At 72.9% G+C, this 23,281-nt stretch carries 16 protein-coding genes; 11 read left to right on the top strand and 5 right to left on the bottom strand.

The genetic code is table 11. From position 1 onward, the window contains the following. Complete coding sequence (locus NQZ70_RS18845) at positions 1 to 567, top strand: biopolymer transporter ExbD (RefSeq protein ID WP_020735579.1); 567 nt, start codon at positions 1 to 3, stop codon at positions 565 to 567. After that, positions 564 to 1,175 (top strand): biopolymer transporter ExbD, encoded by a 612-nt coding sequence (locus NQZ70_RS18840; protein WP_129575448.1) that lies wholly within the window; start codon positions 564 to 566, stop codon positions 1,173 to 1,175. The genes NQZ70_RS18845 and NQZ70_RS18840 overlap by 4 nt, the downstream gene beginning before the upstream one ends. A gap of 106 nt (positions 1,176 to 1,281) precedes the next feature. Here NQZ70_RS18840 and NQZ70_RS18835 read toward each other — a convergent pair whose 3' ends face one another. From NQZ70_RS18835 to NQZ70_RS18825, 3 genes are all read right to left on the bottom strand, one after another. Then, positions 1,282 to 4,611 (bottom strand): DEAD/DEAH box helicase, encoded by a 3,330-nt coding sequence (locus NQZ70_RS18835; protein ID WP_129575447.1) that lies wholly within the window; start codon positions 4,609 to 4,611, stop codon positions 1,282 to 1,284. Between the two features lie 92 nt (positions 4,612 to 4,703). Continuing rightward, positions 4,704 to 6,920, bottom strand: coding sequence for a sodium-translocating pyrophosphatase (locus tag NQZ70_RS18830; RefSeq protein ID WP_129575446.1), 2,217 nt, complete (start codon positions 6,918 to 6,920; stop codon positions 4,704 to 4,706). Between the two features lie 164 nt (positions 6,921 to 7,084). After that, positions 7,085 to 8,596, bottom strand: coding sequence for a TolC family protein (locus tag NQZ70_RS18825; RefSeq protein WP_272828735.1), 1,512 nt, complete (start codon positions 8,594 to 8,596; stop codon positions 7,085 to 7,087). 440 nt (positions 8,597 to 9,036) lie between these two features. On the opposite strand from NQZ70_RS18825, the gene NQZ70_RS18820 reads away from it, so the two are divergent. The 5 genes from NQZ70_RS18820 (at position 9,037) to NQZ70_RS18800 (ending at position 16,396) form a co-directional block, all read left to right on the top strand. Continuing rightward, complete coding sequence (locus tag NQZ70_RS18820) at positions 9,037 to 10,875, top strand: c-type cytochrome (protein ID WP_237245423.1); 1,839 nt, start codon at positions 9,037 to 9,039, stop codon at positions 10,873 to 10,875. A 111-nt stretch (positions 10,876 to 10,986) separates the two neighbouring features. Next, entirely contained in the window at positions 10,987 to 13,245 is a 2,259-nt protein-coding gene (locus tag NQZ70_RS18815) for a hypothetical protein (RefSeq protein WP_165374038.1), read from the top strand. Between the two features lie 98 nt (positions 13,246 to 13,343). Further along, on the top strand, positions 13,344 to 14,957 hold the full coding sequence (locus tag NQZ70_RS18810) for an aldehyde dehydrogenase family protein (protein ID WP_129575445.1): 1,614 nt from the start codon (positions 13,344 to 13,346) through the stop codon (positions 14,955 to 14,957). Between the two features lie 22 nt (positions 14,958 to 14,979). Continuing rightward, positions 14,980 to 15,756 (top strand): 5'/3'-nucleotidase SurE, encoded by a 777-nt coding sequence (gene surE / locus NQZ70_RS18805; RefSeq protein ID WP_129575444.1) that lies wholly within the window; start codon positions 14,980 to 14,982, stop codon positions 15,754 to 15,756. A 37-nt stretch (positions 15,757 to 15,793) separates the two neighbouring features. After that, positions 15,794 to 16,396 (top strand): adenine phosphoribosyltransferase, encoded by a 603-nt coding sequence (locus NQZ70_RS18800; protein ID WP_129575443.1) that lies wholly within the window; start codon positions 15,794 to 15,796, stop codon positions 16,394 to 16,396. 4 nt (positions 16,397 to 16,400) lie between these two features. Here NQZ70_RS18800 and NQZ70_RS18795 read toward each other — a convergent pair whose 3' ends face one another. Continuing rightward, entirely contained in the window at positions 16,401 to 17,540 is a 1,140-nt protein-coding gene (locus NQZ70_RS18795; protein WP_237245422.1) for a hypothetical protein, read from the bottom strand. Between the two features lie 228 nt (positions 17,541 to 17,768). On the opposite strand from NQZ70_RS18795, the gene NQZ70_RS18790 reads away from it, so the two are divergent. After that, positions 17,769 to 19,040 carry a triacylglycerol lipase gene (locus NQZ70_RS18790; RefSeq protein ID WP_129575442.1) on the top strand — a complete coding sequence of 424 codons (1,272 nt, stop codon included), beginning with the start codon at positions 17,769 to 17,771 and terminating at the stop codon, positions 19,038 to 19,040. Further along, the gene (locus NQZ70_RS18785; RefSeq protein WP_129575441.1) at positions 19,037 to 19,801 is read left to right on the top strand and encodes a uracil-DNA glycosylase; all 765 of its coding nucleotides are present in this window, start codon (positions 19,037 to 19,039) and stop codon (positions 19,799 to 19,801) included. The genes NQZ70_RS18790 and NQZ70_RS18785 overlap by 4 nt, the downstream gene beginning before the upstream one ends. 1 nt (position 19,802) lies before the next feature. Here the strand turns inward: NQZ70_RS18785 and grxD are convergent, their stop codons facing one another. Beyond that, positions 19,803 to 20,117 carry a Grx4 family monothiol glutaredoxin gene (grxD, locus tag NQZ70_RS18780; protein WP_129575440.1) on the bottom strand — a complete coding sequence of 105 codons (315 nt, stop codon included), beginning with the start codon at positions 20,115 to 20,117 and terminating at the stop codon, positions 19,803 to 19,805. 679 nt (positions 20,118 to 20,796) lie between these two features. On the opposite strand from grxD, the gene NQZ70_RS18775 reads away from it, so the two are divergent. Then, positions 20,797 to 21,474: a hypothetical protein gene (locus NQZ70_RS18775; protein WP_129575439.1), complete on the top strand. Its 678-nt coding sequence runs from the start codon at positions 20,797 to 20,799 to the stop codon at positions 21,472 to 21,474. A gap of 232 nt (positions 21,475 to 21,706) precedes the next feature. Next, positions 21,707 to 23,281, top strand: a complete 1,575-nt coding sequence (locus NQZ70_RS18770; protein ID WP_237245421.1) for a hypothetical protein — start codon at positions 21,707 to 21,709, stop codon at positions 23,279 to 23,281.

The raw sequence follows: 23,281 nt of genomic DNA, 5'->3' as shown, positions 1-23,281 counted from the left end.
ATGGCGGACCCGCAAGACGTCCCGCTCAGCTCGGCGCAGCGATCGAAGATCCGGCGCCTCTCGCAGCCCAAGGAGCCCGAAGCCGGGGAGGAGGCCGGCGAACTCAACGTCGTTCCGTACCTCGACATCATCACGAACATCCTCATCTTCGTGCTCGCCAGCGTCTCGGTGACATTCGTGTCGTCGATCGACACGACGCCGCCCTCCATCGGCGGGGGCAAGGTGCGCAGCGAGCTCTCCAGCAAGGCGTTGAACCTGTCCGCGTTCATCACCAGCCAGGGGATCTCGCTGAAGACGTCGAGCGGCAACATCGCGACCGGCTGCCAGGACGTGGGCAGCGGGGTCACGGTGCCGAAGACGACGAACGACAGCTATGACTTTCCCGCCCTCACGGCGTGCGCGAAGCGCCTCAAGAACGCCCGCCCCGAGTTCAAAGAGGAGACGCAGGTGACGATCACGGCGAACCCGGGCATCGACTACAAGACGATCATCGACGTGATGGACGCGCTGAGGAGCGACGCGGGGGAGGAGCTGTTCCCGGAGGTCCACTTCGGAGTCGCCCGATGAGCGCCGAGCAGCCCCCTCCGCCTCCGCCCCGGCCGAAGGCGAGCATCGTCCGCTACAAGGCGGCCCTCCGGAAGGCGATCCGCCGGAACCGGCGGGAGCCCGAGATCGACTTCCTGAACATCACGGCGATGCTCGACCTGATGACGATCATCCTCGTCTTCTTGCTGAAGAGCGTGGGGTCGTCGGCGGCATCCATCCCGCAGTCGAAGGACCTCACCCTGCCGAAGTCGGTGATGCAGTCCGAGCCCTCCCAGGAGGGCGTGGTGGTCATCGTCTCGAAGTCGCAGATCCTGGTCGGCGAGGATTCGACCCCGATCGTCCTCCTGCCCAACCGCGAGCAGCTCGCCCAGTCCGGCGTCGACGCGAAGTACAAGCGCAGCGGACCGAACGATCTCTACATCGTGCCGCTCGCGAACGCCCTGTCCCACGCGCGCGAGACGGACAAGGCCATCCGCGCCGCGAAGGGGCTCGACCCTTCGTCGTCCGAGGCGATCATCGTGGCCGACGCCACCACGCCGTACCGCCTGCTGATCGAGGTCATGTTCACCCTCGGGCAGAGCGAGTTCGGCAAATACCACCTGATGGTCCTGAGCGGCAACAAGCAGTAAGCCGCCCCCTGCCCTTCCGGTAAGCCCGCCACCGCCGATTTTCCGGCGGTCACGTGACCGCGCGCTCGCGAGCGGCGCGCTCCCCCCGGGGCGCGCCGCGGTCCGCTCAGTCCACCGCGAACAGCTCTTCCAGGTCGGCCTTGGTGAGCTTCTTGGCGCCGCCCGCGTCCTCGCTGAGGACGGAGGCCACGAGCTGGCGCTTCTTGTCCTTGAGCAGCAGGATCTTCTCCTCGATCGTGCCCGCGGCGATGAGCCGGTAGGCGGTGACCACCTTCGTCTGCCCGATGCGGTGGGCGCGGTCGGTGGCCTGCTGCTCGACGGCCGGGTTCCACCACGGATCGAAGTGGATCACCGTGTCCGCCGCGGTGAGGTTCAGGCCGGTGCCGCCCGCCTTGAGGCTGATGAGGAAGACCGGCACGCTCGGGTCGTTCTGGAAGCGCTCGACGCGCTCCGGCCGATCCTTCGTGGAGCCGTCGAGGTACTCGTAGGCGACGCCGTCCTCCTTCATCGCCTTCTCGATCAGCTTCAGCATCATCACGAACTGGCTGAAGACGAGGACCTTGTGCCCGCCCTCGACCGCGTTCGCGATCAGCTCGCGGACCGCGACGAGCTTGCCCGAGTCGTCGTCGCCGAACTCGCGCGGCAACCCGAGCAGCCGCGGATCGCAGGCCGCCTGCCGCAGGCGGGTGAGGCCGGCGAGGATCTGCAGCTGGCTCTTCGCGAGGCCGACGCGCTCGACCTCGCCGAGGACCTGCGCCCGCACCTCGCGCGCGACCTGCAGGTAAAGCGCCCGCTGCTCGCCGGTGAGATCGCAGATCTGATCCATCTCGATCTTCTCCGGCAGATCCTTCGCCACCTCCTGCTTCGTGCGGCGCAGGATGAACGGGTGGATCGCGGCGCGGAGCCGCTGCGCGGTCTTGTAGTCGCCCGCCTCGATCGGCCGCGAGAAGCGGGCCTCGAACTTGTCGAGCGAGCCGAGCAGGCCCGGCGAGACGAAGTCGAAGATCGACCAGATCTCCGACAGTCGGTTCTCGATGGGCGTGCCCGTCAGGGCGAGCCGGCGCTTCGCGCGGAGCCGCTTGGCGGCGGCGGCGGTGGCGCTCATCGGGTTCTTGATGTGCTGCGCCTCGTCGAGGATGGCGTAGCTCAGGTCGAGCTGCGCGAGGAAGTCCTCGTCGCGCCGGAGGAGCGCGTAGCTCGTGATCACCACCTCGGCGGCCTTGACCTCGTCGATCTGGTCCTTGCGATCGGCGCCGTGCCAGAGGGCGACCGAGAGCGACGGCGCGAACCGGGCGAGCTCGCGCTCCCAGTTCGTCACGACGCTCGTCGGGGCGACGATCAGCGCGCGCATGTGCTTCTCCTCCTGCTTGACGGCGAGCAGGAGGGCGATCGTCTGGACCGTCTTGCCGAGGCCCATGTCGTCGGCGAGCACGCCGCCAGAGCCGATGTCATGGATGAACTTGAGCCATGACAGGCCGGCCTCCTGGTAGGGACGGAGCGTCGCCTTCAGGTTCCGGGGCCGCTTCGTGCTGCCGATCTCGTCGATGTTGCTGAGCTTGTGGAAGAGCTCGCGCGCGGAGGCGGTCACGTTCGAGCCGCTCGCGTGCTGGAGCAGCTCGTGCACCCGGCCGGCCTGCGCGAGCGGCAGCCGGCCGTTCTTGCCGGCCGCCATCATCAGCTCGACCTCGCGATCGAGCATCGCGCGCACGGCGTCCGGATCGAACGCGGCGAACGACCCGTCCTCGAGGCGGACGTACCGCTTGCCCTCGGCGAGGCAGCGGCGCAGCTCGTCGCGATCGACGCCGACGCCCTCGCTCTCGAAGCTGAGCCTGACGTTCAGCCAGTCCATCCCCGAGGTGACCTTGGCGAAGACGCCGATCGGCCGGCTGCGCACCTGCGTGTCGACGAGATCCTCGGGGACGAAGAGGTCCCAGTCGTCGGGGAGCTCGGCGAGCCCCTCGGTCCAGAACGTGAGCGCCTGATCGCCGTTCGCGATGAAGCCCTGGCCGGTCTCGTCCGGCTTGAGCCCGAGGGCGAGCAGCTTGCTCGCCGCCTCCTGCTGCGCGGCGATGTCCACGCGGATGCAGCGGGCGCGCTTCATCCCCTCCTCGGGCGGCTGCACCAGCACCGGCGGCGATATGCCGTCGGCGCGCACGGCGACCTCCGCGTCGCCGTACGCGGCGAACAGCGTGACGCGCGCCTCGATCAGCGAGCCGCCGGCGCGCATGCGGAACGTGGGCACGAGGTCGACGACCTCGGCGATCTGGTTCAGGTCGGGCAGCTCGGCGCCGACCTCGAGGGCGATCTTGGGCAGCCCCTGCATGATGATGCGGGGCAGCTCGCTCATCGGCTCGCCGATGGTCGGCGAGCGGAGCAGGCGGCGCATCGCCGCGGGGGAGACGCGCTTGTCGATGCGGCGCGCGAGCCCCTCCTGCGTGTCGATGTGCCAGCCCGGCCAGCCCTCGAACCACCCGCCTTGCAGGAGCGAGAAGCGGCGCTTGTCGTTCACCCGCTCGAAGCTCGCCTTCACGATGATGGTGTCGCCGCCGACGGTCTCGAGATCGAAGCGCGGCCGCAGGCTGTCCTCGCCGAAGCGGAGCTGCATCAGCGCGGGCTCGAGGAGCACGCGCTGGCCTTCCAGCAGCGGGAGCAGCTCGGCCACGTCCTCGCCGCGGATGTCGACGGCCGGGTGGCGCGGGTTGCCGCTCTCGAACCGCGCGAGCAGCCGGAGCGCGTCGCGATCGGGCGTCGGGTAAAGCGCCTGCCAGGCGAGCGCCGCGGACGGCAGCACCGGGACGCGCGCCTCGGCATCGAGGACGGTGACGGTCAGCGCCCCCTGGCGCACGTGGAGGCGGAACTCCACGCGGCGGGCCCCGGTGACCCCCTCGGGCGGGAGCCAGGCGCCGATCCCGGTCTGCTTGGCCGTGGCGTCGAGGACCGGCGCCGTGAGGTTGACGGCGGAGCCCGGCGGCCCGTGGGTGCCGACGACGGTCGGGACGGGCACCGGCGGCGTGATCGCCAGCCGCCCGCGGCGGTCGCGCCTGCGCACGCGCTTCAGGGCGTCCCCGCCGGCGTGGGCGGTCTGCGGGACGAGCGCCGGGATCGGCGGCTCGCGCCGGGGCTGCGCGCCGCGGGCCTGGTCGCGGATGCTGATGAGCAGCGCCGCGACGTGCTTGCAATGCTGTCCGGCCTTCTGGAATGCCGGACAGGAGCACTGGGACTGGATTCCATCGGGTGAGAGCTCGACCTTGACCGGATACGGCTCGGAGTCGGCGGCGCGGACGGTGCCGCTCGCCATCGTCTCGTTGATGGAGATGTCCTCGACGACGCGGCGGCGGAAGTACTCCAGCCCGCGGAGGAAGGTGCGGGCGCCAAGGAGCCTTCGCAGGCCACGATCGCTGAGGGTGGAGAGTGCGTCGGAGATCGGAGGCGGCACGTCGTGGGCTCGGGATACATGCGGCGGCAATTCGCCGGGATGGGTCGGGTGGACGGGACCCCTGGCGGATCCCGCTGGATGAAGAACCGTCATCAGATGAAGAACGGCAAGAACACGATGATCACGGCGGGGAGCATCTTGATCAGCACGTGGATCGCAGGACCGGCCGCATCCTTCAGCGGATCGCCGATCGTGTCGCCCACGACGGCGGCGCCGTAGGTGGGGTTGTCCGCCCGCGCCCCCGTCTCATCGACGAGGTAGCGTCCACCGTGCGCGCCGGTCGCGATGTACTGCCTCGCATTGTCCCAGATCGCCCCGGTATTCCCTAAGAAGAGCGACCCGAGGACGCCTGCGACCGTCCCGGCCATGATCAGGGCCGCGACTGAATCCGCCGCGACCAGAGGATTATCTTCCGTCCTTGCAAAGCGCAAGGCAAGTCCCACGACGACGGGCGCCACCGCCGCGACGAGGGCCGGCGCGATCATATGGCGCAGCGCCGCCCGGGAGACCATCTCGACGCACGGCTCGTGGTCGCCGACGAAGCCCGGCGGCCGGGCCCGGGCCTGGCGCTTCACCTCGTCGAGGACGCGGCGGCCGGCCTGAAGCACATTCCGGATACAGCGGCCGGCCAGCCAGAAGACCAGGAGGATCCCGACCAGCGCGCCGAGGTAGACCTCGGGCTGGTCGAGTCGCACGACCATCGCGGCCGTCTCGCCGCTGCTCGGCGCGCTCGACGTCAGCGCGCGCCGCCGGGACTCGTCGAGGTAGCCGGCAACGAGCAGCAGCGAGGCGAGCGCGGCCACCCCTGCCGTGTACGCCTTCGTGAGCGCCTTGGTCGTGTTGCCCACCGCGTCGAGCACGAGCGTCCGCCCGCGCACGTCCGGCCGCTCTCGGGCGACCGTCACGGCGACGATGCCGCCCGCGTTGTCCACGATCGGGCCGAACGCATCCATGGCGAGGACATAGCCCGCGGTGCCGAGCATCCCCATCGTGGCGACCGCGGTCCCGAACAGGCCCCCGCCGGCGAGCCCGGAGCGGGCGCCGAGCTGGTACGAGCCGAAGGTCGCGCCGACGACGACGAGGAGCGGGAGCACCGAGCTCTCGAGGCCGATGGCGAGCCCGCGCAGCACCGCCATCGCGGAGCCGCTGCGGGCGGCCTCGGCGAGCTCGCGCACCGGGCGGTGCCGCTGCTCGGTGTAGTACTGCGTCACGTGCAGCACGCCGATGCCGGTGGCGATGCCGAGGACGCCGCACGCGAAGAAGACGACCCAGTGAGCGCCGAGCAGCCACTTGGCGGCCCCGGCGATGCCGACGGCGTGCAGGATGGCCGTGACGTAGAGCCCCCGCAGCAGGGCGTTGAAGGCGTCCTCGCGGTCGTCGGTCTTGACGACCATGACGCCGAAGAGCGTGGCGATGAGGCCGAACGCGCGGCTGACCAGCGGGAAGAGCACGACGGCGAGGGCGCTCGGGAGCCCGGCGTTGTTGCGGAAGAGCATGGCGCCGACCACCATGGCGCCCGCGTTCTCGGCGACGGTCGAGGCGAAGACGCCGGCCGCGCGCCCGGCGCAGTCTCCGACGGTATCGCCGGCCAGGTCGACGATCGTGGCCGGGTTCTGGAGGTCGTCCTCGTCGAGGCCGACCTCGGCGCCCGCGAGGTCGGCCCCGAGGTCGGCCGCCTTGGAGAAGGTGCCGCCGCCGAGCTGCGCCATCAAGGCGGCGAAGGAGGCGCCGAGCGGATAACCGGCGATGACCCAGGGGATGGTCGGCGCGAGCGCGAGCGCCTCGGCCGGCTCGGCCCCGAAGCCGCCGCGGAACGCGAGGACCGCGGCGAACAGGCCGCCGAGGCCGAGCAGGCTCATGCCGACGACGAAGAGCCCCGACACGGCCCCGCCGCGCAGGGCGATCTGCAGGGCGAGGTCGAGGGAGCGGCGGGCGCCGCTCGCCGCGCGCACGCTGGTGCGGGGCGCGATCCAGGTGGCGACCCGGCCCGTGGCGACGGCGCTGGCGGCGCCGACCGCGAACGAGAGCGTCAGCCAGACCCCGAGCTCCAGCGCCGGGACCGGGTTCTTCTCCCCGGCGCTCCGGAGCAGGCCGTACGCGAGGAAGATGGCGCCGCCGAGCATCGCGGAGACCGCGGCGATCACGCTGCTCTGGCGGCGAAAATACGCCTCGGCGACGCCCTGGATGATCGCGGCCACCCGCTGCATCTCGGGCTCGACCGCGGGGCGCGCGACGACCCAGCGAGCGAGGTAGACCGCAAAGGCGAGCCCGATCAGGCCGCCGCTGAGGATGAGCGCAAGCTCCGTCATGACGGGCGGACCGGGCGCGCACCGTGGACGCGCTACCTCGGCCGGTGAGGGAGAGTGCGGGCGGTGCCCGCGGAAGCGCCGCAGGAACCCGCGCTGCAGCGGCGCACGCCTTCCCTACTCCGGCCGGGTGGGCCGCGCAAGCGAAGACGACGCGCGCGGTCCGGTCATTTCACGACGTTCGCGTCGCGCCCGAGGGCGTGGTCCAGCCGGGTCTTCGCGACCAGCGCCCCGACGCGCGCGTTGAGCTGCAGCAGCCGCGCCGTCGTGACCTCTCGCTCCGAGTCCACGAGATCGGTGCTCGTCGCGCGACCGGCCCGGAACAGCTCCGATTTTACGCGCATCGCCTCCACGGCCGCCGCGAGCTGCCGCTCCGCGGTCTCGATGCTGCGCGCGGCCTTGCTCACGTCGGTGTAGGCCTGGGCCACTTCCATCCGGAGCCCGTCGCGCAGCAGGGCCTTTTGCTCCGCGACCTGCGCGGTCCGGGCGCTCGCCTCGGCGGAGGCCGCGGCGGTCGTCGCGATGTCGTTGAGGACCCACGTGGCGCGGGCGCCGGCGGCCCACGTCAGGTCGAACTCCTCCCGCGCCGGGAAGATGCGCTGGTTGGGGTTCGCGTACGTGACGTCGGCGACCGCATCCAGGCGCGGGAAGTACCCGGCCCGCGTGAGCTGCTCCGACTTCTTGAGCGAGTACAGCGTCTCGTCCAGGGCGCGGATCTCGAGCCGCTTCGAGAACGCTTCCTCCTGCAACGTGGGGAGCGGCTGGGCCGGCGGCTGCGCGGCGACGCTGCCGGTCATGACGTCGATCCCGACCGTGAGCGGCCTGCCCTGCGCCGCCGCTCCGAGCGCGATCCGGATCTGCTCGTCGGCGACGAGGAGCGTCGCCTGGGCTTCGCTGAGCAGCTGCTCTGCGTTCGCCACCTGCGCCTCGAGACGGAGCACGTCTGCCCGCGAGAGCAGCCCCACCTCGAACGTGCGCTGCGCGTCCACGAGGTGCGCCTTCGCCTGGGACACGGCCTCGTCCCGGACGACGACCAGCCCCTTCAGCCCAACCCAGTTGAAGAAGGAGATCTTCGCGTCGGCCGCGATCTTCAAGGCCTCGGCCTGCACCTCGAGCTTCTTCGCGGTCTCGGAGTGGGACGCCGCCGCGTATCCCTGGGAGATGCGGAGCACGTAGTCCGAGATGGGCACCGCCAGGCTCGCCGACAGCGAATACTGGTTGAGGATCTGCGCGCCCAGACCGAACTGCGCCAGCCGCGCGTCCTGCTCCACCTCGGACAGGCGCATGTAGCTGCCTGTGAGGGTGATGCGCGGAAAGAAGTTCACCGCCGCCTGGTCGACCCGCGCGGACGCGGCCCTCAGCTCGGCCTGCTTGGCGCGGAGCGACGCGTGCGTCTGCAGGGCTATCTTCGAGAACTCGTCCGGCGTCAGCCCTCCCGGCTGGGGGGCGAGCGCGGTGGCGAGCGGATCGGCCTTCGGCGCCGGCAGCTGCGCCGCAGCGACGGGAGCCTGGGGGGGCTGCGGCTGACCGGCAGCGGGAGGCGCGGGCTGCGGGGCGGCGGGGGGCGGGGCGGCCGGCTGCGCCGCGGCGGGCGGTGCGATGAGCCCGAGGGCGACCAGCCCGGCGAGCGTCGAGGCCAGCGAGATGCTGCGTCGAAACGAGGGTGCGGTGCTTTTCATGACCGGTGGGTCACTTATGGGCGGTGAAAGCACCCGTCAAGATCGCAGGCGATCGCGCGCATCGCGCCTCGGCGATCGCTCGCCTCGCCCTCGCGCAAACGTGACCGGGCGGCCGGCGCGCTCGGCGCACGGCGCGTGTCGCCGCGCAGGCGCGCCTGAACCCGAGGAGGCGCCCGCGCGGTCCAAGGCCGCGCTGGCGCCGTGGTCTGACGTGTTCGTCATGCCGTGCCGCAATGGGCCAGGACAGCCGGGACATGATGACCGGCTCCAGGGAGGGAGCCCTACGTCCCAAAGACGGTTCGTACCGTCCGCGCGCGCTCCGTGGATGGCAGAAATCCGTCGCTTCCCCGGAGGCAACGCTTATTGCGGCACACAATCGAATGGAAGAACATCTCACCAAGTGGCCGCCATCTTGCTTGGCGGCGACCGGAGGGCCTCACATGCATAGACTGCTTGCATCGCGCCGCAGCTTCTCCCCGATGCTCGCCATCCTCGCGACCGCATCATCGTTTGCCGCCTGCGCACCATGGGAGCTCGGTGAGGACGAGCCCCCCCAGGTCGATGACCCCAGCAGCGTTGCGATCGCGGCGGAGCCGCCGCCCGCCATCAGCGGCGGGACGCTCGCCGTGAGCAAGAGCGCTGCGCGGGCGGTCGCCGCGGACCCGGATCGCGACCGGGTGTGGATCGTCGATCTCGAGGCGCAGCGGTTGACCGCCGAAATCGCCCTGGAAAAGGGGGACGAGCCAGGCCGGGTCGTGGAGGACGCCGCGGGGCGGTTCCACGTCGCGCTCCGCCGCGGCGGCGCGGTCGTCACGATCGACGCGGACAGCGGGAAGATCGTCGGCCGGCGCGCGGTCTGCGCGGCCCCGAGGGGGATCGCGTACGACGCGAGGACCGACGCGCTCCACGTCGCGTGCCTCGGCGGCGAGCTGATGACGCTCCCGGCGGCCCGCGGAGCCGCGACGCGCCACCTGCAGCTCGACCGCGACCTGCGCGACGTGGTCGTGGACGGGAATCGCCTCCTGGTCAGCAAGTTCCGCTCGACCGAGCTGCTCACCGTCAACGCGGACGGCAGCGTCGCGGAGCGGCAGAAGCTCCCGCACTTCAACCTGTTCGGGCAGGAGTTCGCGCCGACCGTCGCCTGGCGGACGGTCGGCCTGCCGTCCGGCGGCGTCGCGGTCGTGCACCAGCGCGCCCTCGTCGCGCCCGTCGAGGTCGTCGAGGGGGGCTACAGCTCCGGCGGGTGCGACGGAAGCATCGTGCACAGCACGGTGACGGAGGTCGGGGCCGCCGGCTCCACCGAGCGCCCGAGGGTCTCGCCCGCCTTCCCATCCGCGACCCTCCCGGTCGATCTCGCGGTGTCGGCGGACGGCGCGTCGTACGCCGTCGTCGCGGCAGGCAGGAGCGAGGTCCTCATCACCACCTCGGCGACCTTGAACGCGAACGCGATCTTGGACTTCGGGGACGGGGCGGGCTTCAACGGCGAGGGGACCTGCGTCGATGCGCAGCAGCGGGTGGCGGTGGACGGCGAGCCCACCGCCGTCGCGTTCGCCCGCGACGCGGTGATCGTGCAGACGCGCGAGCCCGCGGCCATCCACGTGCTCGGGACCCCGGGCATCTCCAGCAACCGCGTCATCACGCTCCCCGGCGAGAGCCGTAGAGACACCGGTCACGAGATGTTCCACAGGAACGAGTCCGGCCCGATGGCCTGCGCGTCGTGCCATCCGGAAGGCGGCGAGGACGGCCACACGTGGGTCTTCAACCCCATCGGCCCTCGGCGCACCCAGTTCATGAGCGGCGGAATCCTCAACACCGCGCCGTTCCACTGGGACGGCGACATGTCGGGCATCGAGGCCATCATGGACGAGGTGTTCGAGCGGCGCATGGGCGGCATGCACCAGGGGCCGCGCCGGGTGAACCTCTTCGCCCGGTGGATCGACAGCCTCCCCGCGCCGCCGGTGTCGCTGGTGCCCGACCAGAACGCCGTGGCGCGCGGCGAAGCCCTCTTCCACGACAAGACCGTGGACTGCGCGCGCTGCCACGCGGGCGCCCAGCTCACGAACAACCAGTCGTTCGAGGTCGGCACGGGCAAGGCCTTCCAGGTGCCGTCGCTGGTCCGCATCGGCGCGCGCGCGCCCTTCATGCACAACGGGTGCGCCCCGACGCTGCGGGACCGGTTCACCGACCCCGCCTGCGGCGGCGGCGACCTGCACGGCAAGACGTCCCACCTCCGCGCGGACCAGATCGACGATCTGATCGCCTACCTCGAGACCCTCTGACCCCCTCCCCCGGGCTCCCCGGCTGGATTTCCGCCGGGGAGCCCGCCCGGATCGCGCCCCCCTCACCGCGAATGATGTAACCCGCGCCGAGCCGCGATATGCTGGCGCGGCGTGAACGTCGCAGAGAAAGTCGCCACCCTCGAAGCGCTCCTCCAGCGGGTGCAGCGGAACGCCGCTGCGCCTCGAACCCGGTCGCAGCTCCCGGTCTCCGCCGAGCTCGTCCCGCACCGCGGCGAGGCGCCCGGCGCCATCGCCAACGACACGGCGGGCGCGGCCTTGCCCGACGCCAGGTTGACCGCGGCGGAAACGTCGTCGGCGAACGAAGCACGGTCGGCAGCCGCGGCCAGCGCGGTCGCCGCAGGCGGGCCGTCGGCATCGCGCGCCGCAGAGCCGGCCCTGGACGACGTCGGCAGCCTCGGCAGCCTCGACGGCCCCGCCGGCGATGCGCGCCAGGTCGCCGCGCAGGCGCCGCAGACCGCGGCCGCCGGCGCAGCGAGGCAGCCGGCAGCGGCCGCCAAGGCATCGCCGCAGCCCACCGCGAAGACGCCGCCGCAGCCTGCGGTGAAGACGCCGGCAGCGGCCACGCCCGCCGCGAGCGGAGCCAGGGCGCCGGCCGGCAAGCCGGCGGCCGCGACGCCGGCGCGCGTCCCCGCGCCGCCTCCCAGCTCCCCCGGAAGGCAGGCCGCGAGGCCCGGCGCTCCCCTCGATCTTCCGCGGGCCGAGGCCCGCGACGCCGGCCCGCAGGAGACCTATCGCCCGCCCGCGGAGCCGACGGAGCCGAGGCCGAGGGACGCGGCCAGGCCCGCGGCCAAGGTCGCCGCGCCGGTCGCCAGGCCAGCCGCGCTGGGCAAGGACGTGGCCGCCGCCGGTCCGGCAGTGCCCCCCGCGCGCGGCTCCAGCCCGCGCGCAGAAGGGAAGCCGTTCTTCCCGCACGAGGACCCTGCGGCGAGGGTGAAGGTCGCGGAGAGCGACAGCGAGCTCTCGTTCGCGGGGCTCCTCCCCGACGAGCCGGAGCCCGCGCAGAGGCCGGCTGCAGCGCTGAAGCTCCCCGCCGAGCGCAGGCCGGAGGCCGCCGCGCCCGAGGCGCGCGCCGAGCGCAGATCGTCGCTCGATCGCGCCGAGGCGCCCGTCGCGGCGCACGCCACGACCACGCCCGTCGGCAGGGAGGGCGCCTCGGCGCTGGACGCGGCCACGGCCCACGCGCCGTCGATCGGCGAGCCGGTCACCCCCAAGGCGCCGGAGCAGGTCGCCGCCGCCACGCGGCGCGCGATCGGGGAGCCTGCCAGCGAACGCGAGTTCAGCCGCGAGATGGTCGACGACGAGCCGACCGTGATCCGCGGCATGCTCGAGGACGAGCCCACGGTCATCCGCTCTCGCCCCGAGGGCCTCGAAGACGAGGAGACGGCCGTGCGCTCCGCGCGGTCCGAGGCCCAGGCGCTCGCGCGGTCGGTCCAGGACCAAGAGACCGTCGAGGCGCCGCCGGGCGTGTTGCCCAAGCTGGCGAGCGAGGAGGCAGACGCCAGGCCCAGGCCGAAGCCGGTCGATCGCGATCTCCTGCCGAAGGTCATCACCAAGGACCCGCCCATCCTCGCGGAGAAGGAGCTCAAGCCGTCCGAGCGCGTCACCACGCGACCGCCCGCGGACACCAGCGTCACCGATCGCCCGTCGCCGCGCCCGCGGTCCCGCGTGGGCCTCGTCATCGCGGCGGTGGTGCTCCTCGTGGGCGGCGCGGCGGTCGCGCATCGGCTCGGGTTGTTCGGCTCCGAGTCTGCGCCCCTCCCGAACGTCGCCCCCGACACCTCCCCGGGCGCGACGCAGGACGTGACCGCGCAGCCGCAGGCCACGGAGCAGGCGCCGACCGCCGCGCCCGCCGAGACCGCGCCCGCGCCGTCGGCGGCCCAGACCGCGGCGCCCGCCGAGACCGCGGCGCCCGCCGAGACCGCGGCGCCCGCCGAGACCGCGGCGCCGGCCGCGAGCTCGGCACCGGCCGCGGGCAGCGCGGAGGATCTGCCGTCGAACCGCGGGCACCTGCTGGTCAACTCGTCCCAGCAAGCGTCGGTGTACGTGAACGGCTCGCTGGCCGGAAACACGGGCGAGACGCTCGACGTGCCCTGCGGGACGCGATACGTGCGGCTCGGCAAGCTGACGACCGAGAAGGCGTCGACGCCCGCGTGGCTCTCCGCTGGCCAGGCGGTCATCGTCGGCTGCCGCAAGCAGACCGTCGTCGCGATCGAGCCCACCGCGGCGAGCCCGTCGCCGGAGCGGCCGACCAAGCGCAAAGCCAACCCCGCTGCTGACAACGAGGGCTCCGCCCCCGCCCCCGCCGAAGAGACCACGTCTCCCGCCCCGGCGGCCGACCCCGCTCCGTAGCCACCCCATCCCGCGCTGGTCCGGTCGCCTCCCGCGCCATCGAGGGCGGCTGCACGCTCTGCAGGGGGGCGGAAGCGCAGTGCTAGGCTCGGCGCTCCATGGACTCCAAGACGGCTGCCCATCCCGACGCGGCAGGCACGGCGGCCAGTGAAGCCGCGGCCTCGCCGGCGCCCGCCACGGCGAGCGCCGGACCTTTCCCGATGCGCAACCCGGCAGGAGGCGAGCTCCTCGAAGACGTCACGGCGACAGCGCCGAGCGCCATCGCGGCGATCGTCGCGAGCGCGCGGGCGGCGCAGGCCGCCTGGGCCGCGGTCCCGATCCGGGAGCGGGCGGAGCGCATCGCGAAGGTCAAGAAGCGCCTGCTCGCGCGGGCCGAAGAGATCGCGGCGCTCCTGCACCACGAGTGCGGCAAGCCGATCGAGGAAGCCGCGCTGGCCGAGGTGCTGCCGAACGCCGATCTCGTCGACTACTGGACCGTGTCCATCGAGGAGCTCCTCGACGAGTCCCCCGTCGATCTCGACGCGCTCGCCTATCCCGGCAAGGTCGGGCGCATCCGGAGGGACCCGCGCGGCGTCGTCGCGCTCATCACGCCCTGGAACTACCCCGTCGCGATCCCGCTGCGCACGATCGTGCCGGCGCTGCTCGCGGGCAACGCCGTGGTGTTCAAGCCGAGCGAGGTCACGCCGCGCGCCGGCGCGCTCGTGGCGTCGCTGTTCGACGGGCTTCTCCCGGAGGGCGTCCTCACCGTCGCGCAGGGCGGCGGCGACGTCGGCGCCGCGCTCATCGAGGCCGGCGTGGATCTCGTCGTCTTCACCGGCAGCGTCGCCACCGGCAAGAAGATCGCCGTCGCGTGCGCCGAGCGCCTCATCCCGACGTCGCTGGAGCTCGGCGGCAAGGACAGCGCCGTCGTGCTGAGCGACTGCGACCTGGAGCGCGCCGCGCGCGGCGTCGTCTGGGGGGCCTTCACGAACGCCGGACAGAACTGCGCCTCGATCGAGCGCGTCTACGTCGAGCAGGCGATCGCGGATCGCTTCATCGCGCGCGTCGTCGCGCTCACCGGACAGCTGCGGGCTGGCGTCGACGTCGGGGCGATGACCACCGCGCGGCAGGCCGAGATCGTGCGGCGCCAGCTCGACGCGGCCGTCGAGCGCGGGGCGGAGATCCTCGCCGGCGGCGCGCCGGAAGCGGGATCGCTCGCCTTCCCACCGACGGTGGTCAAGCTAGAGCGCGAGGACACGCCGCTGCTCCAGGACGAGACCTTCGGCCCCATCCTCCCCGTGATCGTCGTGGAGAGCGCCGAGGAGGCGATCGCGCGCACCAACGCGTCCCGCTTCGCGCTCACGACCAGCCTCTGGACGCGCGGCTACGAGCGAGCCCACGCGCTCGCTCGGCGGCTGCGCTCGGGCGTGGTGACGATCAACAACCACGGCTTCACGGGCGCGCTCCCGGCCGCTCCGTGGACGGGGACCGGCGACAGCGGCCACGGCGTCACGAGCAGCCCGCACGCGCTCGCGGAGCTGACGCGGCCGCGCTTCGTCCTCGAGGATCGGAGCAGAGCGAAGAGCGAGCTGTGGTGGTACCCTTATACGCCGTCGCTCCGGACCGTCGCCTTCGCGATGGCGCGGGCGCGAGGTGGAGCCGGCTTCTTCGGCCGCATCGGCGCCCTGGTCGAGCTCGTCGCCGCGTTCGCGAGGCGCCTGCTCGGCCGCTGATCCGGAGGCATCGAGCGAGCGCATGCGCCCTCTGATCCTCCTCTCCAACGACGACGGCTACTCGGCCCCGGGCCTCATCGCGGTGCGCGACGAGCTCGCCCAGCACGCCGACGTGGTGGTGTGCGCCCCCGCGGTCAACCAGAGCGCGACGAGCCACTCCCTGAGCCTGCACCGCGTCCTCCGGCTGCTGGAGGCCGCGCCCGGCGTATTCGCGGTCGACGGGACGCCCGCCGATTGCATCTACGTGGCCCTCCACGCGGGCACGCGCGTGCTGCCGCGCCGCCCGGATCTGGTCGTGTCCGGCATGAACCACGGTCTCAACCTGGGCTCGGACATCTTCTACTCGGGCACCGTGGCCGCGGCGCGCGAAGGAGCGCTCCGCGGCATCCCCTCGATCGCGCTCTCCGCCGACGCGGGCGCGTCGCGCCCAGCCGCGGCGGCGCTCGGCGTGCAGCTCGCCCTCGCCCTCCACCGGGCCGCCGGGCAGGAGGCGCGTCGGCCGGCGCCGCTGCTCAACGTCAACATCCCCGCGGGCAGCAGCTGGCCCGTGCGCGCCACGCGCATCGGCGCGCGCCTCTACACCGAGGAGGTGATCTTTCGCCAGGATCCGCGCGGGCACGAGTACCTCTGGATCGGCGGCGCGGGCGTGCGCCATGACCTCGTCCCCGGCTCGGACACGGAGGCCTACGACGACGGCGCCGTCAGCGTCACCCCGCTGACCCTCGACCTGTTCGCGGCGCAGCACGAGGGCGTCGCGCGAACGATCGCCGCGGAGCTCAACGACGGCCGCGCCGCCTGACGGCGCGAGCGTCGCCCTCGAGCGCTTTCCGGCTCGGGTGCGCTCGCCTACGCTCGGCGCCATGTTCGACCACGACGCCCTGCCCTCCGAGCACGCGCTCCGTTACCTCAAGGCCCACCTCCGCAACGTCCCGGATTTTCCGAAGCCCGGCATCCTCTTCAAGGACATCACGCCGCTCCTCGCCGACCCGCGGGCGTTCCACATCGCGCTGGATCTCCTGGCCCAGCGCTACATCGGGGAGCACGTCGACGTCGTGGTCGGCGTCGAGTCTCGCGGCTTCATCTTCGGCGGCGCGCTGTCGGCCCGGCTGAACGCGAGCTTCGTGCCCGTGCGCAAGCCCGGCAAGCTCCCGGCCGCGGCCGATCGGGTGGCGTACGCGCTCGAGTACGGCACGGCGGAGCTGGAGATGCACAAGGGATCGATCCAGCCGGGGGCCAGGGTCCTCGTCGTGGACGACCTGCTCGCGACCGGCGGCACGGCCTCGGCCGCCGCGGAGCTCGCGCGCAAGCAGGGCGGCGAGATCGCTGGCTTCGCCTTCGTCGTCGAGCTCGACTTCCTGGGCGGCCGGACGCTCCTCGCGCAGCGGGCCGGCGACGCGGCCCGCGTCTACTCGATCGTGCGCTTCGCCGCGGGCGAGTGATCGTTCAGTCCTGCCCCACGCCGACCTGCAGCTTGCGCGCGACGATGCGGCTCGCGCTGGTCGCCCGGGTCGGCCCGCCGACGGGAAACGTGATCACGACGGCGTCCGCCCCGCCCTTGGTGATGCCGCCGCCGTGCGCCCCGACCAGCTTGCCGAGGGCCGCGGCGTCGAGCGAGGCGCCGGCGCTCCGCAGCGCGTCGACCTGCCCCGCCCCGCGCAGCGCCGCCAGCGCGCCTCGATCGACCGCCGGCATCTCGGCGAAGAGGCCGGACGCATAGACGAGCGCCGTCGCGGCAGCCGCCGGATCCGGGCCGCGGAACCAGGCGCCCGCGTCGTGGTACGGCAGGTGCGCGCAGCGCGCGTACAGGGCGCCAAGCTCAGCGCTCGTCGCGTCGGCCATGCGATCGGCGAGCGCGACGAAGCGCGCCCGGAGCGCGGGATCGAAGTACGCCCGCGCGTATCCGCCGGAGAACCGGGCGATGACGGCGCGCCACGACGGCGAGCGCCCCGCCTCCGCCTCGTCGAACCCGGGGACGATCTCGACGAGCCCGTCGGCGATCGCCGCGAGCTCTGCGTCGGCGGCCCCGGTCAGCTTGCCCTGAGCGACGAGCGCCCCCACCCCCACCGACGCGGCGGAGAGGGCTTCCTGCCCCGCCGCGCCGGCGGCGGGCTGCGCCGCGCCGAAGCCGCGCGGCGTCGCCAGCCAGAGCTCGGCGACCCAGCCCGCGAGCTCGAACGGACCCATCGACGCCCCCGAGTAGATCCGCTTGCGCGCCGCCTCGCAGGTGCGCGCGTTCCGCGCAGCGTCCTCGCCGGCGGTCGTCTCGGGCGCGGCCGGCAAGGCGGCCGGCGCCTCGCGCGATCGGAGCAGGCGCACCGCGACGAGCACGCCGACGATCGCGAGCACCAGGGCCCCGATGGGGATCACGACGTGCCGCGCCGGCCGCACCGGCGCGGTCGGCGCGGGCGGCGCGAGCGAGCTCACCGCGCGGTGCGCCTGCGCGAGCCGCCGCGCGAGGTCGGACGCCTTGCGCGTGCGCAGGTCCTGCGGCAGGAGCGGCCACTGCTCGACCAGCTGCTCCAGATCGATCACGACCGGCGCCCCGCGACCGTGCAGCGCGATCTGCCTCCCCTGGACGCTCACCGCGCCCGATGTTCCGAACAGGCCCAAGGCCTCCTGGACAGCTGCCTCGATTTCACGCGCGCTGGAGTCGTCCACGATCGCAGAGTACCCGGATTTCCAGGCGGCATGCCGTCGCAACTTTGCGGAGCGCCCGAGGCTTTCGGGCGCCGGCGCGGGCGGCGCCGGGGCGGCGCCGGGGCGGCGCGGGAAATGCCGCGGAAGGGCGATGGAAATGGCACATTCCCGCGCGTGCAGAAGACGCGCGTCTACCTATCGCCAGGCATGTTCGGGTTCGCGACCCTCGGCTCCCTCGAGTACTTCGAGCATTTCATCCGCGCGATCGAGGAGCGGTTCCGCGATCGCGGCCGCGCCGCCGAGATCCACGTCTGCGAGGTGCACCCGACGGCATCCATCCTCCGCCGGGCCGCGAAGCTCGCCCGCCTCGTGGACGAGAGCGCCGGGGACGACGATGGCCCGATCCACATCGTCGGCCACTCGACCGGGGGCCTCGACGCCCGCCTCGTCGCCTCGCCCTCGGTGCGCCTGCCCGGCAACGCGCACCGCCGGCTCGGCTGGACGAGCCGGCTGCGGTCCGTCACCACGATCAACACGCCCCACTTCGGCACGCCGCTCGCCGCGTTCTTCGCCACGGTGAGCGGCCAGCGCCTGCTCTACGCGGTCACGGCGCTCACGGTGGCCGGCCTCAAGCTCGGCGCGCCGCCGCTCGCGGCCGCGTCTGCGCTCGTCGCCGCGCTCGGCCGGGCGCAGCTCGGCTTCTTCGAGATCGAGCTCGTCGATCGCTCGGTCGAGAGCTTCATCCGCGTGCTCGACGACGCGTCGAGCCGCGAGCTGCGCGCCTGGCTCAAGCTCCTGCGCGACGACCAGGGCGCCATCGTCCAGCTCATGCCCGAGGCGATGGATCTGCTCCACGCCGGCCTGGAGGACCGCGCGGGCCTGCGCTACCAGAGCGTCGCGACGTACGCGCCGCGCAACGCCGTCCGCGACTGGGTGTCGGCGCTGCGATCGCCGTGGGGCGCCATGTCGGCCGCCATCTTCACCGCGCTCTCGAACATCACGGCCCGCCTGGACGAGCACTACCCCTGTCGCTCGCACGACGGCTCGATCGAGCAGAAGCTCGCGCGCGTCCTCGGCGAGCTGCCGCCGCCGGACGCCAACGACGGCGTGGTCCCGCTCGCCTCGCAGGTCTGGGGGGATCTCATCTGGGCCGGCAAGGCCGACCACCTGGACATCGTCGGCCACTTCCCCGGCAAGGGCGGGCACATCGACTGGCTGGCGAGCGGCGCGCGCTTCAACCGCCTGCGCTTCGACGCGGTGCTCGACCGCATCGTCACCGGGATGGTGGCCGGCGAGCAGAGCAGCGCGGCGGAGCGCGCCGCGCCGCCGCCGCGCCCGGTCGTGGAGACGCGCGTGCTGGAGCGCGATCTCGACATGGCGCAGGGCAGCGTCCTCGACGCCGCGCAGGGCGGCGCCTCGACCGGATCGAGCGGAGAGCCCGCGTGAGCGGCGGCGGCGCGGCGCGCGCGCTCCAGGAGATCGCGGCGGAGCTCGTCGAGTGCCGCCGCTGCCCGCGGCTCGTGGCGTGGCGCGAGGACATCGCGCGGGCGAAGCGGCGCGCTTACCGGGACCAGGCGTACTGGGGCCGCCCCGTGCCCGGCTTCGGCGATCCGGAGGCGCCGCTCGTGATCGTCGGGCTCGCGCCGGCCGCGCACGGCGCGAACCGCACCGGCCGGATGTTCACGGGCGATCGCTCGGGCGACTTCCTCTACGCGGCGCTCTTTCGAGCGGGGCTCGCCTCGCAGCCGACGAGCGTATCGCGCGACGATGGGCTCTCGCTCCGGGGCGTGTTCATCACCGCCCCCTGCCATTGCGCTCCCCCGGACAACAAGCCCGCGCCCGACGAGCTCGCGGCGTGCCGCGGCTGGATCGAGCGAGAGCTCGCGGCCCTGCACCGCGCGCGCGTCTACCTCGCGCTCGGCAAGATCGGCTACGACGCCGTCGGCGCGCTCGCCCGTTCGCGCAGCGCGCCCGCCGGCGACCGCGCGCACCGCCGCGCCGAGGCCGACGTGCGCCTGCCGCCCTTCGCGCACGGCGTGGAGGCGACCCTCCCCGACCCGCGCGGCCGCGCCGGGGAGGTGCGGCTCTTCGGCAGCTACCACGTCAGCCAGCAGAACACCCAGACCGGGCGGCTCACCGGCGACATGTTCGACGAGGTCCTGCGCCGCGCCCTGGAGGCAGCGGGGCTTCGCGCCCTGGGGCGATAAGCTAGCCCTGCTTCGACAGGAGCTTCTGCAGATCGCCCGACTGGAACATCTCCATCAGGATGTCGGAGCCGCCGATGAACTTCCCGTCCACGTAGACCTGCGGGATCGTCGGCCACTGCGAGTAATCCTTGATTCCCTGGCGCAGCGAGGGGTCGGTCAACACGTTGACGTCTTTGAAGTCCACGCCGCACTTCTTCAGGATATCGACGGCCCGCGCCGAAAAACCGCACTGCGGGAAGGTCTTGGTGCCCTTCATGAAGAGGACGACGCGGTTGCTCTCGACGGTATCCTTGATCGTCTGGTGGGTGTCGCTCATGGCTTGTTCCTGATTTCCCGCCGCCAGCGGGATCGCCCGTTGTTCAATCTCCACGGAAGCGGCGCGTGACTGGCGGACCGCATCCGGTGCCGGCCGGCGGAGCTCGCAACGGGATCGCCCTTGGATCGCCAGGCGGACCACGTGACCGCCGCGTGCCAGACGCGCAGCTATAGACGGGGTTTTTGGGGTCGTCCTTCGCCCGCGTCAACTGGGGGAGCGCGCTCCCACGGGTCCGATGCGGGAAGCAGGGAGCCCATGCGCCCACGGGCGGATGCAACGGCGGCCCGGCGCCTCCTCGACGTCGACGCAACGGGAGGGTGGCCACATCGGCCGGGCTCAGCGCACCCGCCGGTGGATCGGACGACCGCTGCCTGGCACGCCGCGGCGCTCGGCGCGACGCCGTGCGCTCCTCTCCCCGTGGGCACGGGCGTCGCATGCCTGTCGACAGCGCGCTCCTCGGAGCCGAGGCGCAGCCGCGGCGACCTCCGCTTTTCGCGGGCTCTGCACGCTTCAGGTCGCCGGAAGCTCAGCGTCTGGCCTCGCGCCGCCAAGTCGTTGTAGAACACGCCCCCCACCTCAGCCGTCTTACCGACCGTGACCAGCGGCCGTGAGCCGCCGCGGGTGCGGCGAGCGTCCCAATGTCGTGGCCTCACCCCGCACAACCCTGAAGGAGCCTCGTATGCGCTTGTACGTCCTCATCCCTGCGGCCCTGCTCGGCCTCGCGCCCCTCGCTTGCGGCGGCAGCGACCCGGAGCCGAACAACCCGTCGCAGATGCAGAACCAGTACGGGGCGTCTACCTACCCGCCCGGCCAGTACCCCCCCGGGCAGTACGGTCAGCCCACCCAGCCGGGCCAGTACGGTCAGCCCACCACCCAGCCGGGATACACGCCGCCGGCCACCACGCCCCCCGCCACGACCCCGACCACGCCGCAGACCGGCACGAGCACCGGGCAGGCGACCCCGATCGCGCCCGCGGCCGTGAGCGCCGCGACCCCTGTGCTCACCGCCATGGCCGCCTCCGAGGTCCAGGGCATGCAGCCGGAAGGCGGCGCCTTCGCCGGGCAGTTCCAGGACGGCCAGACGCTCGAGCAGCCGTTCAACATCCAGCCGGGCAAGTGCTACTCGATCATCGGCGTGGGCCTCGGCGTCCAGGAGCTCAACCTGCAGATCGTCGCGCAGCCCGCGCCGATGCTGCCTCCGGTGGTGCTCTCGCAGGACAACACCACCGGACCGAACGCCACGCTCGGCGGCAAGGGCCAGTGCTTCAAGAACCCGCTCCCCGTCGGCGGCCCGGCGAAGGCCGTCATGACCGTCCGGGGCAGCGGCCTCGCCGTCGCCCAGATCTACGTGAAGTAGCCGCCTCCCTCCGCGGCTCTGCGCCGCCTTCCACGCATCCCGCGGCCCCGCGCGGCGCCGCAGCTCGCGCCTCATGGGGCCGCGGCCTCGCGGGCTCGCCCGGTGCGCGCCCGCGCTTGCGCCTGCAGGCCGCTCGCCGATCATCTGCGTCGCCGGCCACGGCTCGCCGGGAAGCGGCTATGCGCTCGGCCGTCGGCTTTTCGCCCGTGGAGGTGCGAGGTACACTCCACGAGTGAACTTGCCTTCGACGCACTGGGCGCTCCGGGTCGCCATGGTCGGACTGACGTCCTGCTCGTTTCGCCTGACCGATGGGGCCGCGGAGGGCGCCGATGTTCCCCCGGATGTCTCTCGGCCGGTGACGCTCGTGTTCGACGAGCCAGGGACGCTTCAGCTCGCGCCGGGGGAGCTGCGCACGGTGTGGGTCACGGGCCAGCCGCCCGCCCCCTACGAGGTGAGCTTCACCCTGCTCGGTGAGGCTGCGGGCGCGTGGGTCGACCGCACCACGGCGATCGCGGACGACAGCGGCAGGGCCTCGGTCCAGCTCCACGCCTCGAACCTGGGGAGCACGTTCCGGCTCCGCGCTGCCATGAAGGAGGGACCGTCCGCTGAGCTCGGTGTGTCGGTGAGCGCCGAGGGCTTCGGCACGCTGCGCGTCATTCCGGTCTACCAGGGCACGCGCGTCGCGAAGCGCTGGACGGCGAGCGTCGTCGCAGAGGCGACCTGCGAGGAGCTCTCCACCGCAGCGCCCCAGGCGCCGGTCGGCGCGCTCGTGGCGCACAGCGGTCCGGACGAGCCGGTCGTCATCGATGGCGCCCCCGTGGGTCCGAGCCTCACCGTCGCGCTCCACAGCGGTCGGATCATGTGGGGCTGCGTGGGCGAGCGGGAGCTGCAGGCCGGCTCCGCCCGCGATGTGTACGTCCCGGTCAAGGATCTACCGATCCATCTGGCAGCGACGCGCCTCGACGCGAAGCTGACGTTCGCGACGAACGATGGCCTGAACGCGATGCTCGAGGCGGCGGCCGAGCGGCTGATCGACGACTTCTTGCCGTCCGGCGCGGAAGCCGCGTCCCTGCTCGACGCCATGCAGCGCGCGGCGCCGCCCGCGCAGGCGGCCGCGTTCGCAGCGCAGCGCCTCGAGCGCGACTGGGACACGGCGGCGCAGGCGCACCTCGCCGCGCTCCCGGTCTCCCTGCGCAACCGGTGTCGTGAATGGGCCAGCGCCGGGCTCACGGGTACGCCGCTCGCGCTCGACGGCCACCTGAGCGGGCTGGACGACAAGCCGGGAAGCGCGCTGTTCGAGGCGAGCTGGCTCGGCAGCGTGACCGCTGACAGCGCGGGCGTACCAGCGGAGCAGCTCATGTCGTGGACAGCGGATCCAGGCGACGTGCTCCGCCTCGCCGGGACGCTCTCGTGGGATCCGAGCGGTTACGTCGGCGGCGCGGCTGGGCTCGGGGCCGCAGCGGAGACGACGGCGGAGTCCGTCCCCGCGGCGCTCGCCGCCGCAGCGGAGTGCGCGGCGCTCGGCGAGCGGCTCGGCGGCTACGCCGGCTGTGGCAGCGACTGCATGGCGACGCTGTGCGCGGGCGGGCTCAAGCTCCTCTGGCGCGAGGGCGTGGAGGCGTCGAAGAGCGCCGGGATCGTCGGCGAGATCATCGTGAACGCCTCGGGACCGGCGCAGGTGAACAGCGCCGCGGCGCCGATCACCTGGACGGCAGACTGGCTCGGAACGATCCGCGACGGCGCGGGCCAGGAGGTGAGCGTCGAGGGACAGGTGAACGCGGTGTCCGCCGACGTCACCTCCAACTAG

This window comes from Sorangium sp. So ce836 (genome assembly GCF_028553905.1).
GTDB lineage: Bacteria > Myxococcota_A > Polyangia > Polyangiales > Polyangiaceae > Sorangium > Sorangium cellulosum_D.
The sequence above is the reverse complement of the archived record's forward strand: the minus strand, read 5'-3'. Positions and strand labels throughout refer to the sequence as shown.

Bases quoted from the DNA above. Each gene is read 5' to 3' on its own strand.
- NQZ70_RS18810 (WP_129575445.1), top strand. From the start codon at position 13,344: ATGGACTCCAAGACGGCTGCCCATCCCGACGCGGCAGGCACGGCGGCC.
- NQZ70_RS18830 (WP_129575446.1), bottom strand. From the start codon at position 6,920: ATGACGGAGCTTGCGCTCATCCTCAGCGGCGGCCTGATCGGGCTCGCC.
- NQZ70_RS18825 (WP_272828735.1), bottom strand. From the start codon at position 8,596: ATGAAAAGCACCGCACCCTCGTTTCGACGCAGCATCTCGCTGGCCTCG.
- NQZ70_RS18820 (WP_237245423.1), top strand. From the start codon at position 9,037: ATGCATAGACTGCTTGCATCGCGCCGCAGCTTCTCCCCGATGCTCGCC.
- NQZ70_RS18840 (WP_129575448.1), top strand. From the start codon at position 564: ATGAGCGCCGAGCAGCCCCCTCCGCCTCCGCCCCGGCCGAAGGCGAGC.
- grxD (WP_129575440.1), bottom strand. From the start codon at position 20,117: ATGAGCGACACCCACCAGACGATCAAGGATACCGTCGAGAGCAACCGC.
- surE (WP_129575444.1), top strand. From the start codon at position 14,980: ATGCGCCCTCTGATCCTCCTCTCCAACGACGACGGCTACTCGGCCCCG.
- NQZ70_RS18775 (WP_129575439.1), top strand. From the start codon at position 20,797: ATGCGCTTGTACGTCCTCATCCCTGCGGCCCTGCTCGGCCTCGCGCCC.
- NQZ70_RS18845 (WP_020735579.1), top strand. From the start codon at position 1: ATGGCGGACCCGCAAGACGTCCCGCTCAGCTCGGCGCAGCGATCGAAG.